Origin of the sequence: Methylobacterium sp. J-070 (assembly GCF_022829385.1) — a bacterium.
In the GTDB taxonomy this organism is placed as follows: Bacteria; Pseudomonadota; Alphaproteobacteria; order Rhizobiales; family Beijerinckiaceae; genus Methylobacterium.
On sequence record NZ_JAKSXX010000312.1, the window covers coordinates 1 to 14,325 of the forward strand.

A 14,325-nucleotide genomic window follows, 5' to 3' on the forward strand; every position below is an offset into this window, starting at 1 on the left:
CGCGAAGGCCGCGAGCGGCACGAAGGCGCCGCGGATCACGTCGCCGGCGTGGTGGCGGAACAGCTCCAGGGCCGGGACCGGGCGCAGCCGGTCGAGGTCCATCATCCGGGCGAACTCGTCGGTGGCGACGAGGCGCAGCCGTGCGAACAGCGCGACCACGTTGATGGTGAAGGCGCAGGGTGCGGGTTCTCGACGAGGTGGAACAGGCCGCGCGCGGCCAGGGCGGCGAGGTCTGCGGTGAGCTGGGGGTCGGGGGAGCGGTCGTTGACGGCGAGCAGGGTGAAGGGGGTGGCCTGCGGGGCCGACAGGCAGGCGTGGAGGGCGCGCAGGGTCTCGCCGCGGCCCTTGTAGACCGGGACGATGACGACGACGCGGGCCTCGGCGATGGGCAGGGCCCGGGGCAGGCCGTCCCAGTCGTGCGGGTCGGGGGCCGTCATGGGCGGATAGGTGCCGAGGTCCTCGGGCGCCGCCATCAGCCCGGCGGCTCGGCCCGTGCGCACGTAGTGCAGGAACGGCGACTCTCCCGGCGCGAACAGGTGCCCGTAGGTCTCCGTGTAGAACGCGATGGAGAACGTCCCGCTCGGGTCGCGGCCCTCGTGCTGGCCGTAGGCAACGAAATGGGCGAGCGGGCCGCCGGGAGCGCCCGCGGCGTCGGGGTTGCGCTTGGCGTAGAAGGCGGCGTCGAAATGGGGCTCGATCAGCCGGGCTTCCTCGGCCAGCGCCGCCGCCTTCGAATCCGGCGCGCCGTAGCCCGGGTGGAAGGCCCCGGCCGAGATGTCGGTGCCGTGCAGCAGCGCCGTGGCGAGGCGGTGGACGAAGGGCGCCAGGCCGGTCTCGCGGACCCCGGCATGCGCGTCGAGATAGGCCTGTCCGTCGAAGTCGGGCCTGGGGTTGCGGCCCTTCCGCCAGCCGGCGTCGCAATAGTCGCGCACCGCGTCCGCCTCCGCGGACAGCCCGTAGCGCGCCCGGTAGAACGCGTGGTCGAAATGCCCCGCCACCAGACGCGCCTGCAGGTCGAGCACGGCCGCCCGGTCCGCGGGCTCACCGATCGCCCCGAGCCAGCCGGTGTCCTCGAGGGGCGCCCGCGCCGGGCGCAGCCCGCAGACCCGCAGCAGCGCCGCCAGCGTCGAGCGCCCCGGGCCCGGATCGCGCAGCTCCCGCCAGCCCACCCCGGCGAAGTGCAGGTAGGGCTGCATCGCCCCGACATCCGGGTAGGTCGCCCGGTACCAGTCCGCGTCCACCGCCGGCAGGTTCAGCCGGTGCGGCTCGGCAAACGGCGTCTGCCCGGTGAGCTTCGCCTCGGCGACGTAGCGGAAGAACGGGTCGTCCCGGACCGCCCGGCTGCCGGCCCGCGCCTGCACGAACCCGGCCGGGTCGAAGTCCGGCCGCGGGCTCACCAGGGCCCGCCAGCCGCCCTCGACGTAGTGGCGCAGCAGCGCGGCGTCGGAGGCGCCGGCCAGCGCCTCGGCCTGGGCCTCGTCGAGGCCGCGCCGGTAGTGGGCGGCGTCGAACCAGGGCGCCAGGATCTCGACCCGCAGGGCCAGCGCCTCGGCCGGGTCCGGCCGGGCGGGTCCGCCATGGAGGACGTAGTGCATCAGCGGGTTCTGGGTGGCGTAGGTGATCCCGCGGGTCAGGCAGTAGGTGAGCACGTCGAACTGGGGCGCGGGCTCGCGGCCCTCGCGCCAGCCCGAGGCCATGTAGTGGTCGACCGGGTCGACGCCGGCTTCGGCGAGGTCGGGGTTGCCGGCGCGGTAGAACGGCCCGTCCACGAGGCGGCGGGCGAGGCGCTCGACCTCGGCGGTGTCGCGCGGGGGCAGCGGATGGCCCGCGGCCTGCCCGCTGCGATCACCCCTGCGGCGGCGGCGCGCCAGGGCGTGCAGGAACGGGTTGATGCCGGCCCTGGCCAAGTAGGGGCGCGCGGCGAGGTAGTCGGCGGAGGCGAAGTCGGCCCGCGGGTCGCGGCCCGCGCGCCAGCCCTGGACCAGGTAGTCGCGCACCGGATCGGCCGTGATGCCGTACCAGCTCGCGTAGAAGCCCGCGTCGAAGAACGGCGCCAGCGCGGCGATCTGGTCTGCCGCGGAGGTGATATCGTTCGCCGGGAGAAGGCCTCTGGGGCCTGCAAGGATGGCAACGGCGTTGCTGCCCGCGCGGATCAAGCCGGCGCTCGCCCAGCTCCGATACAAGCCGTGGAGTTTTTTCAAAGTACCGCTCTCACGTCGCGGCGCGTCGCGCCGGTCGTTTCGCTTCCTAGCCCGTCACCGATCCACCTGTCCTGCCCGTCGACCGCGCCGGAAACCGAGCGATGCACCCGGGCTGAAGCGCGAAGCTTGCCGGTCGCTGCGTCGGAATTTGGCGCTCGTGTGAGCATGCGTTCGCTGGGCTGGGTTCAGGGCTGTCATTTGAGCCGGGCTAGGCGCCATGTCGGCTTTCCCCTGCCCTATCGGAGCGCGCCGGGGCCGTAAACATCGGCGCTCGGCTCGCTCGGTCGAACCGAGCTGGCGCCGGTCTGAGGCTCTGTTGACGCTGGGAGGCTCCTATGACCTATGCCTGACGATAACGACTTGATGTGGCGGGATCGTCCGATGGCTGAGGATAACACCCTAACGAAGGCCCTGGTTGACGTTCGGGCGCGCCGGGCTGCTCTCCAGAGCGACTACGATCGGATCGCGGCCGAGCTCACGAAGCTGCGCGCAGCCGAAGCCGCCCTGACCTCGATCGTGGAGGGAGTTCCGCTGGAGGAAACCGCGCGCCTCCACGCAGCCGATGGTGCACGGGTCCCGACTGCCGATCGTGCCGCCTCCGCGCAGGGTGGTCGGCGCGGGGCTCGCGGTCCGCGAGCGAATTCGGCCAAGGGGCGCCTGAAGGCCCTCCTTAGCAACGCGGGCTCACAAGGCTTGTCGCACGCTGAGATCGCCGACCGGTTGCCGGACGTCGCTCCGAACACCCTCAATACCTACCTGAGCATGATGGTGACGGGCGGCGAGGCGGTCCGGACCGGTGACTTCTTCACCGCCGCCGCTGGATCGGACGAGGAAGCCGACGCGGAGACTGATCCGGTTGACGAGTCCTCGGCCGACGATGATGCCCACCGCGATACCGAAGCGGCAGAGTAAGCTGGTTCAATCACTTCACGGCCGCTCGGCGGAAGGTGCCGAGTCTTACAACAACGGTGCGAGCCAGCTGCTGTCCTCCGCGGCTTGATCTTGGCAGCGCTAAAGATAGTCCGCTCGGCGGCCGATCCTGTCTCTGAACGCTACCGTCCCGAGCATCTCGACGCGCTGCGAGGAGGGCGCTTTCCTTGACCGCCGGATCGACGAGGAATGGCCGTATTTCTGGATCAACGCCACCTACCTGAAAATCAGAAGCGGAGCCGCACAGTCCCTGTCGCCGGCATCGTAGCGTTTGGCGCGAACACTGACAGGCGCAGTGATACAGCCGGGCACACTCCTGAGCGACTACGAGCGATTTGCGGCGGAGCTGAAGAAGCTGAGTGCGGCTGAAACTGCCCGGACCTCAATTGTAGAAAATGTTCCGCTAAAAGCTTCCGAGCTCTTGTACTTGTCCGGGAGATCGCGGCCTCGGACCCTTCATCAAACTTCATCCGTGCAGAACGGCCTTGTCCGGCCCGCCGGTCCCGCGCTCGGCGCTGCTCCGGATCAGGCGGTCGCCGACATCTGGCGGATGATCGGCAGCATCACCGCGCTCGGTGCGGCGGCCGGAACGGGGAAGATCGTGGCCGTCTGATCGGTCTTCACCCGGGGAAGCCGCTTGATCACGGTCCGCAGATTCGGGATCGTCCGCGCCAGTGTCGTGGCGAGCGTCTCGCCCGCAATCTTAGCCATGACGTATTCCAGCATGTCGCGGGGCGCCTCATCGATGGCGGTGGTCGACGGGTAGAAGGCCGCCACGGCGTCGCTGCGATCGAGGCAGAACACGCTCAGCTCGTAGAAGGCGGAATTGTAGACGCGCATCATCTCGTCCAGGCAGGCAGGCTCGAAGGGTGCGCGCTTCTGGCGGAAGATGCGGGGCGTTGCGAAATGGTAGAGCTGGGACGGGCGCATCGCAAGCGTCGCGAACTGTGCGACCGCCGGCTCCGCTGCGTCGTAGCGGAGAACCTGGCAGCGCCCGCCGGCTGGACGGATCTCCCGAGCGACCGCCTCCGCCTCGTCGGCACCGGACGCGTAGGTGATGCAGACCTCCCCGCCCCCGGCGGCGATAAGCTTGGCCGTCGCGGCCCCGAGACCCCGAGACCCGCCGATGATCAGAGCGGACACGCCCGCGAAGGTGTCCGGTTGGACCAGCGCCGCTAGGTCCTGCAAGCTCTCCTGCTCCACCGGCCGCGGGCGGACGAAGCCGTCGACTCGGGCAAAAATGCCGGGGCCGACGGCGTCGAGGGTCACCGATTGCAGCATCGGCTGGAACCTCTTCACCGTGTAGCCGAGGCTCGAAGCGGCAACGCCGTCGGTAACGGTCACGTCGATCTTCGAGAGGATTGAGTGCAGACCGGGTACGAACATGCCTACGAGGGTCGAGAGGCCGCCTAAAGCCGCAACCCGGTGGGGACCGAGGGCACGCGCGAGACGTGGCGCCAGCGCGGCGATCGCCTCAGGGGAAGGCAGCGAGAAGGCCCCGGTCAGATCCGTCAGGGCCTCCGGATCGCGGGCGACCGGCTCCGCGGGAATCGCGGTCGGCGCCCACTCGACTGGCTGAGCCGGCGCTCGCTCCGTCGCGAAAGTTGCCTGAATCGTTAAGGTACGAGCGCCATCCACCGATAGGGACAGGCGCAGGTGCTGCGCGTCCGCCTCGTGGGCCGTCAGCACGGTGCAGTCTCCGACCAGGACGAACCGCTCGAACCGCATCTGCAGCGTCGCAAGCCGATCAAGGGGATGTGCGGTCGCGCAGGCATCAAGGGCCCAGAGAGCGGCGTGGACGCCGTGGACGGCCCGCTCGCCGGCAAGCGTCCGTCGGGCCATCCGTGCATCCATGTGCATCGGGTTCACGTCGCCGGTGGCCCGCGCGAAGGCGGCCTGGTGCGCCTCGGTCCAGATCCGCATCTTCGCAGAGGTATCGTCCGAGCCGGCTTCGTTCATCGAGATGCTCCTCATCCGCCGGTCACCTCCCCGGCCCGGCCGCGGCCGGTCGCCCATGCCTGGCTGGCCGGCCACTGGACGCCCGGCCCCTTGCTTTATGGCACGCGATCTCGCAAGAGGGCGCGCTCACACGGATGTAAAGGGACCGGTCGATCGCCGGAGGGCCAGGCATCCGCAGGGTGTCGCAGGGACCGGTATCGAGGATGACCACGGCTCGCGCCCTGTCGATTGGCTTCGTCGGAAACGTCGTCACCAACCCGTTCGGGAAGGTGTCGGGCCGCCTCGCGGATCTCGCCGACGTATCCTTCGAGCATCTCCCTATTGGGCAGATAGAGCAGGTCCTGACGGGTCCCGCTGCCGCCGACGTCCTGATTGTGCATCTCGACCACCGCTGGTACTTCGACGTCGCCCCGGACAAGGGCGCGGCCGCAAGGGCGCGGGGGCTCGCCGAGCTGGTCTTGGCCCGGCTCGCGCAGGCTCCCGGCACCATCATCCTCAACACCGTGCCCTTCGTGCCGGTCTCGTCCGTGGAAAGCGATCTTCATGATCAGCTGGAGGCGCTTGCCCGTGTGAACGCAGTCCTTTTCGGCCTCGCCCGATCCCACGAGCGGGTCAGCGTCATCGACGCGGCCGGTGCCCTGGCGCTCCTCGGTTTCGCCAACGCCTTCCGCGAGCGTAACCGTTATATGTACCAGATGCCCTATGCTCCGGCCGCTGTGGACGTTCTGGTCGAGCGCTACGCCGACGCCATCGCGGCCCGGCTGCGGGCGCGCCGCAAGGTAGTGGTAGTCGACGCCGACAACACGCTGTGGGGCGGCATCGTGGGTGAGGACGGTGTGGAGAACCTCGAGGTCGACAACGACTATCCAGGAATCGTCCACACGCAGCTCCAGCGCCAGCTGCTGCGCCTGAAGAGTCTGGGCATCCTGCTCTGCGCGGTGACCAAGAACAACGAGGAGGATTTCTGCTCGGTCTTCGAGCAGCGTGCGATGCCGCTGCGCCTCGACGACCTCGTCGCCTACCGCAGTAACTGGTCGGAGAAGAGCGAGAACATCCGCGAACTCGCCGAGACGCTTAATCTCGGCCTCGACAGCTTCATCTTTATCGACGACAATCCCTTTGAGATCGAGGAGGTCCGGGCGCGGCTTCCCAGTGTCGAGTGCCACCTGTTCGACCGCACGCGTCCAGAGCAGGCCCTCTCGCTGCTCGACGGGATCGCGTCCCTGCGCGCTCGGAACGTGACCGTTGAAGATCTGGCCAAAACTGAGCTGTACCGGGGCGAGGCGCAGCGGCAAGAACTGCAACGCTCGGCAGCTTCGATGGACGAGTATCTCGCCTCCCTCGACATCCGGGTGCACATGGCGCGGAACAATCCGGGATCCCTGCGGCGGGTCACGCAGCTGATCAATAAGACCAACCAGTTCAATCTCACAACGCGGCGCTACACCGAGGACGAGGTCGCCACCGCGATGCGCGAGGGTAGCGTCTACGCGGCGCGAGTGGCCGACCGATTTGGCGACATGGGGATCGTCGGGGTCGCCGTCGTCCGGGGCGGCGCGCTCGAGACCTTCCTGATGAGCTGTCGGGCCCTCGGGCGCCGCATTGAGAGCCAAGTCTTGCGCTACATTTGTCAGCAAGAGGCGGATCCGGAGCTGAGGGCCCACTACCGCCCAACCCCAAAGAACCGCATGGTCGAGACCTTTCTGGACGACAACGGGTTCGCGCTCGTCGGCTCTGGCCCCGAGGGAAGGGACTATCGATTGACCCGAGGACCGGATGACACCGCCTACATCCACATCATCGCGGACTGAGAGCGCCGTAGCCGCGGCCCGCGCCACCCTGGACCGCCTCGTGGACACGTGGGGCCGGCCGGAGCTGGGCGCGCTCGGACCCGAGGACAACCTGTTCGAGAAGATCGACTCCTTCGCGGTGGTCGAGCTTCTGTTGGAGACCGAGTCCGAGATCGAGAAAGCCTTGGGCCGCTACATTCCGCTGGCCGACGAGAGCATCCTCGACAGCACGCGCTCGCCGCTGCTCCGGATCCAGAACTGGTTCGAGTACGTGGCGGAAGCTGTAAACCGTGGCTGAGCTTCGGTTCCGACACGCCGGCCTCGCCGGCCTCGTCACCACGGTCGGCGGTCGGTCGCTCGCCTTCGACGCGGAGGCGGCGGATCTCAGGATGGCGCCGGACGAGGCCGAACGGCTCAAGCGCGCGATGGGCTTCGCCACGCGCCACGTAGTCGTACGGGCCGACACAACGACGGCCGACCTCTGCCTGCATTCCGCCCGGCACCTCCTCGACGGCCTCGGTCTGAGGCCGGAGAATCTCGACGGGCTGATCCTGGTCACGCAGACACCTGACTACAGCTCGCCGTCGACGGCGATCGGCATGCAGCACCGCCTCGGCATGAATACCGACACGCTCTGCTTTGACATGCGGTTGGGCTGCAGCGGCTTCGTGTACGGACTCTCGGTTGCCTACAGCCTTGTCGAATCCGGGCTGAAGCGGATCCTGCTCTGCGTCGGTGACGTGGCGAGCCGGATGGTCGCCAAGGATGACCGTGCCATCACCCCCATCATGGGCGATGCCGGGGCTGCAGTACTGGTCGAGCGGCGCGAGACCGAGAGCGTCTTCCAGCTTCACAGCGACGGGTCGGGCGAGAAGGCTCTGTTTATCCCCCATAGCGGCCTGCGCCGGGATGCCGAGGATCGGGACAAACCGGCCTCCATGAACATGGACGGCGCGCAGGTCTTCAACTTTACCCTGAAGCGCGTGCCGGCGCTGATTACCGACATCCTAGCGGCTGCGGATTTGCGGCCGGAAGAGCCGGACTATTACGTTCTGCACCAGCCGAACAAGTACATCCTCAAGAACCTGCAGCGGCGCCTGAGCCTTGACGACGGCAAGCTTCCCTCGGGCACGCAATCCGTCTACGGGAACCAGAACTCAGCCTCGATCCCGGGCACGATCTCGGGCTTCCTGGCGGAGGATTTCTCGCACCGGCCCTTGCGCGCGGTGCTAGCCGGGTTCGGCGTGGGTCTGAGTTGGGGTGCGTGCGCTCTTGCCACGGACCGAATTTATGCTCCGCCCGTCCTGAAGTTTGAGGAGATCGCGTGATGACTGAGGCTGGGTTCCTGGACGAGCTCGGCGCGATCCTGGACCAGCAGGGGCCGCTCGCGCGCGGCCAGAAGCTTGGCGAGATCGAGACCTTCGACTCCCTCGGCATCCTCAATATCATGGCCCTGTTCGATACGCTGGGTCTTGAGGTCGAGCCATCGCAGATCGCGAAGGCAGCCACCACAGACGACCTTCTCGGCATTGCCGTCGCGAAGTTGCAGTCCTGAAGCCTGGATAAGCATGGCGGAAGCTGCAGAGCACATCCTCGTCGTCGGAGGCAGCAGCGGAATCGGCAGCGGTGCCGCGGAACGGTTCGCCGATCAGGGCAAAGCACCGCACCTTTATGATAGGGCAGATCGCGTGATGGATGGTCTCCCGTGACAATTGACATCCAGCGTCTAGCCCTGATCGGCGGAGGGGGCTTCTCCAAGGAGATCGCCGAGGTCGCGCAACTGCGTGGCTATACGGTAGAGGCAACCTATTCGAATCAGCCAACCGTACAGGTCGGGCGCTATAGGGGGTATCTCGACGAGTTGCTGGCCGACCGAGCCGAATACGATGGTGTGGCACTGGCGGTGGGTGGCGTGAGCCGGGCAGCGATCCAGGCGCGTGCCGAGATCATCGCTTGGCTCGACCGGCACGCTCTGCCCTGCCCTCCCCTGGTGTCACCTCATGCGATTGTCAGCCAGGGGGTGATGCTGGGCGCAGGCGCGTTCGTGGCGCACGGCGTGATCGTCAACGTTGACGTGCGCCTAGGACGATTTTGCGTTGTGAACACCGGTGCCATCATCGGCCACGACGCAGAGATCGGGGATAACACGACGATCTCGCCAGCAGCATTCATTGGCGGCCGCTGCGCGATCGGTGCGGATGGTCTCGTCGGTCCGCTCGCCAAGGTGTTGCAGGGCCTCAAGGTCGGTGAGCGGTCAATGATTGGTATGGGGTGCACCGTGCTGCGTACGATGCCCAACGATGCAGTGGTTTGGCCTAAGCCTGATAACCCCGTTGTTTCAGCGGATTGAGGCTGAGGCGACGAACCCCATGGAGCTGCATGGCACCTCTCTGGCGCAAGAGAGGATGCAAACACCAGACGGCATCTCGCAGCGGCAGCACTAAGGCGTCTCTGCAAAGGGTTCACAGGCTGCGGGTCAACCCCATGTGATCGGGATGCGACACTTTGAACTGCCTGACGCGCAGTGGGCGGATCGCCCCATTGCTGCCTCCGCCGAAGCCGCGCACGGGCCGGCCTGCGGAGGATTGGACATGCCTCGGAAAAGTGGAGAACTCTTTCCGTGAAGGAGGCCTCCGATGGCAGAACGCAATGAGCGGTTTACACCCAAGTTTCGTGCCGAGGCGGTCCGCTTCGCCCAGACGAGCCATCGCTCTGGACACAAGGTCGCCGCCGACCTCGGCGTTGCGCAATTGAATCGGCGGCCAGCGTGATCGCAAGATGGATGCACCACTCGCCGGGCGGCAAGAGGATATTGCCGCCGAGCTGTCTCAATGGGCACCGAAGTCTCCGCAATTGTGGGCTTTCAAAATTTCCTATCTGGCAGGTTCGGTGGTAGTCGTTGATCAACCAGCGATGGTACCGAGCTTTGCCATCTTCGGTGGCCGGCCGCGGCGTCGTGGCGGCAGGATTGCTATAATCGCATTCAATTTTAGAAATCTGTATTAAGGCTACGCCGTTCACGCAAATAGCTCCATTCGGTCCGGAGCTACCTGGGCTACGAAGTTCTCGATAGCGTCGATCCATGGGTCGCTCCCTATCCGAACCAGTAATTCGTCCCTCTTTCCTCGATAGAACGCCTCAACGCGTGTGATGTCCTCTTCGCTTGCTCCAAGGCGCGTGAGACCGATCACATTGATACGGTTGATCCGCCGATCAACGAGGGTTGTGAAGGGGGGCACATGCGCTTTCACTACGCCGTTCATGCCGATCATACAGGCGCGGCCAATCCGAAGCCCCTGATGCACCACCGAGTTCATGCCGAGGTAAGCGTGGTCTTCAACATGAACAGAGCCGCCGAGCGTGACGCCTGTAGCGGTTTTTACATACGGAGAGAGAATGCAATCGTGATCGATTTGCGTTCGGGCCATTAGATAGCAGCCTCGGCCTACGCGCGTTGCCGGCGAGGTTACCGATTTATTGATAATCACAAATTCTCGTATAACGCATTCGCCCTCGATTACTACCTTTCCATCAGAGTTATGATGGCCTGGAAACTGTCCAGTTTGTCCAATGACTGCATAAGGAAAAATAGATGTTGACGATCCGATCACAGCTGAGCCATGAATTACTACGCCGGCGCCGACATGAGACTCTTCCTCTACGACGACACCACCCTCGATGATTGCATGGGAATCAATGCGGACATTTGAACCGATCACAACATCGGGCCCGATGACGCAGAACGGCCCAACCGTTGCGGTGGGCGCAATCCGTGCGCTGGGATCAATTACAGCTGTCGTGTGGATTCGCACGCCCGAAAGCTCCATCATCAAAGCCGGGCCATGCTGGACCCATTCTGTTTTTCGACAGGCATTCCGATGACCGACGGACATGCAGCTGTCGATTATGCGATGAGTTCTCGGGCAAAGCGAAGATAGAATCAACTCATGCTTGTGCCCTGGCTGCGCTTACCAAATGCGGGCGAGGAGCCGAATGCCTTCACAGATCGGTCGATCGTTGGCCTCGCAACTCGTTCGAGTAACGGTATCAAGCGCCCTCTGGAGCAGGTCCTTCCGGCGGTTCGGTGCTGAGAGTTTGTAGCAGTTCTGCCTGGAGGAGAGCGAGCGCTTCCGGCGGCGTGAAGGACGCGCTGTCGAAGCAGGTCGAAGCCGGCGCGGCCGTACACGGTCCAGTCATCCTGGCGCTCGACGACACGATCGACCGCCGCCGCGGCAAGCGCATCGCGGCCAAAGAAACCTATGGCGGCCCGGTCCGCTACTCCGATAGCTACTGCGTCACGACGGGCGGACTGCGACTCTATGAGCTTGATGCTGCTCGCCCCGGTCCCCTGGGCCAGACAAGTCTGGGCCCTGCCGCTCCTCACTGCGATGGTGCCGTCCGAGTGCGACTGTCGCGAACGGGGCCGTCCGTACAAGCCGTTGCTCGATGTTGGCCGCCACCTAGCCCTGCAAGCCCGTCACTGGCTGCCGAGCGGCGATCTCATTCTCGTCGGCGACAGCGGCTTGTCCGCGCTCCTGTTTCTCGATGCCATGCACCGCAGCGGCATCACGGCGATCACACGGTCGCGGCTGCATGCGGCATGCGGCAATCTACGAGCCTGCCCCTCCACAGCCATCCCAGGTGATCACACCGGCATCCAGTTCGACTGGAACGGCAACGATGGGAAGGACGAGGTCTGCGGAGCCGGATGGGCGAAGCTTCAGGCCGTAGCCTCCCATCCGCATTGGGCCGGCCTCCATGGCAGAGGCGAAATGCCCTTCTTCGCCCGCCTTTGACCGACTTCCTATACATCGTGCCAATTCACCAAGTACCGGCACTATCAAATTATGGGGCCAAACATTTAACGAAGCTAAGCTGGAAAGGACGGAGCGCGTGCGAAACAGCGGAGGCACCTCATGGGAGAGCGTCAAGGGCTCTTCGCAGCGGGCCAGTATCACTCGTCATCTATTGGCCACAGAAAGCGGCTCCATCTGAAAGGAGGCCGCTTGCTCCGTGACACCGTCTGTCGGATCCGCTAACGACCGTCCGCGATGCGGCCTAGCAGAGCCTTCACGCGCGACATCAAGGCAATGACGTCCTCCAGGGCTTTAGGAACGAAATGTCTCAGCTTCATGCAATTTTGTACCTATGTAAATCGTCCCTGTATATTTTGCCAATTAATATTTAAGGGACAATACTAGCGATGTGCGGTCTCTATGCATCCATAGGTTTCGAGCCGGACGAGCAGCGGATTGACATCATTCAACATCGTGGTCCTGACGGTCGTGGGTGGGAAGTTTACGCAAGTGGTAGCGGTCCCGTAGCCCTTGGACATCGGCGTTTAGCTATCATCGACGTCTCGGATGCCGGTCTACAGCCGATGAGCGATCGGTCCTGTCGCTACCATCTTATATTTAATGGCGAGATTTACAACTACTTGGAACTTCGCAACGAATTAATGCTAAAGGGGGAAACTTTTTACACAGACAGCGACAGCGAAGTGCTACTCCGCAGCTTCATGGTATGGGGAATGGAATGCCTACACAAGCTGCGCGGTATGTTCGCCTTCCTAATATGGGATGAGCGGGAGAAGACGCTCTTCGCTGCGCGCGATCGTTTCGGGATTAAGCCGCTCTACGTTTTTGAAGGAGTGGGTGGTTTCGCCTTCGCTTCCGAGATCAAGCAATTGATCGGTCTGAAGGGATGGTCGGGTCGCATGAATGTGGCGCGAGTACATGACTTTCTGAGTGCGGGTGTCTCAGACCACACGGCCGAGACGATGTTCGAGGGCGTGCGCCAGTTACGCGGCGGAGAGCAAGTCATAGTGCGAGCCGACGGATCGGTGCCGCGGGCAGAAATCCGCCGGTGGTATCCCGCGACTGCCGGCCACCTTGACCTGACAGAAAGGGACGCCGCAGCGCGCTTTCGCGACCTCTTAGATGCGTCGGTACGGCTTCATTTGCGATCTGATGTGTCAATCGGGTCCTGCCTTTCGGGAGGCCTCGACTCTTCCGCCATCGTCTGCCTGATGGCGCGTGACTTGCCGGCAGATGCGGCGCTCAACACCGTCTCGGCATGCTATCCAAACAAGGAAGTTGACGAGAAGCCGTTCATGGATGCGGTGGTCGGCCGTACGGGCGCAAATCCACATTTCGTCTACCCGCGCGCCGACGATGTGTTCGACCGGGCTGCGGAGATCACTTGGCACCAAGACGAGCCGTTCGGCTCGAGTTCGATCTTTGCGCAATGGTGCGTCTTTGAGGCGGCGCGCAAAGCTGGCATTAAAGTGATGCTCGACGGCCAGGGCGCCGACGAGCAACTTGCGGGTTATCACGGCGCATTCGGCTATCACTTAGTCGCCCTGCGCCAGCAGCGAAAAATCGGCCAGATCGCGCGAACGATCATCGAGCGTCGGCGCTACCACGGCGCGCCAATGTCGCCACCCGTGCGGGAGCACGTACTGCCGCTGCTACCTGCTGGACTAGCGGGCTGGATCGGCACGAAACTACCGCCTCCGGCGCCGCAGCCGCCGTACTACGACTGGCTGAGCGGTCCCTTGATCCGCGCCGCCGGAAACCCAAATGGCCCCCTCGCGCTCGCGACGGCATCGCTCGATCTGCCGCCGATCGTCGATGTGCGCACACTCTGCCTAACGTTGACCTACGCGTCGAACCTCCAAATGTTGCTGCATTGGGAGGACCGGAACTCCATGGCGCATTCTATCGAGGCGCGTGTCCCGTTCCTCGACCATCCCTTGGTCGAATTCAACCTCGCCCTTGGCAATTGTCACAAGGTCGTCGGCGGGGACACCAAGCGCGTGCTACGACGCGCTATGAACAGGATACTTCCTTCGACGATCCGTCATAGGCGCGACAAGCTCGGCTTCTCCACCCCGGAAGAAGCCTGGTTCCGAGGCCCGTTGCGCGAACGTGTCGTAGCCGGGATTGAGGCGAGCCTGACTCTGTACCCAGATCTGTTCGATCCCGCGGCGACGCGGGCATTCGCCTCCGACATGCTTGAGGGACGTCGACCCGTCGACTTCACACTTTGGAGGATCGTCAACCTCGGTATTTGGGGTGAGACGTTTGGCGTAACCGTATGACGCCTCGAATTGGCTCGCTGCACCTTATCATCCCGATGATCGACAAAATACGACGCCGTCGGTTCCCCCGAATGGGCGCGGCTTCGGCCATCGAGTACCTGCTGTCCTGAGGCATCCGCGACGGAGACGCGCGTCAGAGAAATGTGCAAAGAGACATGTTCTAAAGCCTTTAGAGCAGATCGCTATATGCCTATGTCTCAGCCAACCGGCCGCATCGGATCCACTCTGGCCTGTCTGCGCGCATTGTGGACACGGGACGAGTCTGTTAGGCCAAGCCCAGCCGATGGAGGAGAGGCGGCTGCCTTTCGTAGTGCTTACGAGGCCGTTATCCCGGTCCTCATCG

At 64.5% G+C, this 14,325-nt stretch carries 11 protein-coding genes and 3 pseudogenes; 10 read left to right on the forward strand and 4 right to left on the reverse strand.

Annotated elements, in window-relative coordinates:
- Together MKL01_RS35305 and MKL01_RS35310 are read right to left on the reverse strand one after the other, a co-directional pair.
- Positions 1–192 (reverse strand): annotated as a pseudogene (locus MKL01_RS35305) (MFS transporter); the annotation flags it as partial.
- A complete protein-coding gene (locus MKL01_RS35310; protein WP_243909818.1) occupies positions 102–2,156 on the reverse strand; it encodes a hypothetical protein in 2,055 nt (684 codons plus the stop codon). The pseudogene MKL01_RS35305 and the gene MKL01_RS35310, both read right to left, overlap by 91 nt.
- Before the next feature lie 426 nt (positions 2,157–2,582).
- Between MKL01_RS35310 and MKL01_RS35315 the strand changes: the two genes are divergently transcribed.
- Positions 2,583–3,113, forward strand: a complete 531-nt coding sequence (locus MKL01_RS35315; RefSeq protein WP_243909819.1) for a hypothetical protein — start codon at positions 2,583–2,585, stop codon at positions 3,111–3,113.
- 543 nt (positions 3,114–3,656) lie between these two features.
- Here MKL01_RS35315 and MKL01_RS35325 read toward each other — a convergent pair.
- Positions 3,657–5,090, reverse strand: coding sequence for a hybrid (R)-hydratase [(R)-specific enoyl-CoA hydratase/NAD(P)-dependent dehydrogenase (locus tag MKL01_RS35325; RefSeq protein ID WP_243909820.1), 1,434 nt, complete (start codon positions 5,088–5,090; stop codon positions 3,657–3,659).
- 203 nt (positions 5,091–5,293) lie between these two features.
- Between MKL01_RS35325 and MKL01_RS35330 the strand changes: the two genes are divergently transcribed.
- From MKL01_RS35330 to MKL01_RS35360, 7 genes and pseudogenes are all read left to right on the forward strand, one after another.
- On the forward strand, positions 5,294–6,901 hold the full coding sequence (locus MKL01_RS35330) for an HAD-IIIC family phosphatase (protein ID WP_243909821.1): 1,608 nt from the start codon (positions 5,294–5,296) through the stop codon (positions 6,899–6,901).
- 40 nt (positions 6,902–6,941) lie between these two features.
- A complete protein-coding gene (locus MKL01_RS35335; RefSeq protein ID WP_243909822.1) occupies positions 6,942–7,178 on the forward strand; it encodes a hypothetical protein in 237 nt (78 codons plus the stop codon).
- Positions 7,179–7,269: 91 nt separating this feature from the next.
- Entirely contained in the window at positions 7,270–8,208 is a 939-nt protein-coding gene (locus MKL01_RS35340) for a 3-oxoacyl-ACP synthase III family protein (protein ID WP_243909823.1), read from the forward strand.
- A complete protein-coding gene (locus MKL01_RS35345) occupies positions 8,208–8,435 on the forward strand; it encodes a hypothetical protein (protein WP_243909824.1) in 228 nt (75 codons plus the stop codon). Before MKL01_RS35340 ends, MKL01_RS35345 begins: the two co-directional genes overlap by 1 nt.
- 150 nt (positions 8,436–8,585) lie before the next feature.
- On the forward strand, positions 8,586–9,230 hold the full coding sequence (locus tag MKL01_RS35350; RefSeq protein WP_243909825.1) for an acetyltransferase: 645 nt from the start codon (positions 8,586–8,588) through the stop codon (positions 9,228–9,230).
- A 145-nt stretch (positions 9,231–9,375) separates the two neighbouring features.
- Positions 9,376–9,466 (forward strand): annotated as a pseudogene (locus tag MKL01_RS35355) (IS5/IS1182 family transposase); the annotation flags it as partial.
- A 50-nt stretch (positions 9,467–9,516) separates the two neighbouring features.
- A pseudogene (locus MKL01_RS35360) lies at positions 9,517–9,712 on the forward strand (IS3 family transposase); the annotation flags it as partial.
- Between the two features lie 185 nt (positions 9,713–9,897).
- Here the strand turns inward: MKL01_RS35360 and MKL01_RS35365 are convergent.
- On the reverse strand, positions 9,898–10,773 hold the full coding sequence (locus MKL01_RS35365) for a DapH/DapD/GlmU-related protein (protein WP_243909826.1): 876 nt from the start codon (positions 10,771–10,773) through the stop codon (positions 9,898–9,900).
- A 435-nt stretch (positions 10,774–11,208) separates the two neighbouring features.
- Here MKL01_RS35365 and MKL01_RS35370 point away from each other — a divergent pair, with 435 nt between their 5' ends.
- The gene (locus tag MKL01_RS35370) at positions 11,209–11,676 is read left to right on the forward strand and encodes a hypothetical protein (protein ID WP_243909827.1); all 468 of its coding nucleotides are present in this window, start codon (positions 11,209–11,211) and stop codon (positions 11,674–11,676) included.
- 407 nt (positions 11,677–12,083) lie between these two features.
- Positions 12,084–13,982 carry an asparagine synthase (glutamine-hydrolyzing) gene (gene asnB, locus MKL01_RS35375; RefSeq protein WP_243909828.1) on the forward strand — a complete coding sequence of 633 codons (1,899 nt, stop codon included), beginning with the start codon at positions 12,084–12,086 and terminating at the stop codon, positions 13,980–13,982.
- The last annotated feature ends 343 nt before the right edge of the window (positions 13,983–14,325 follow it).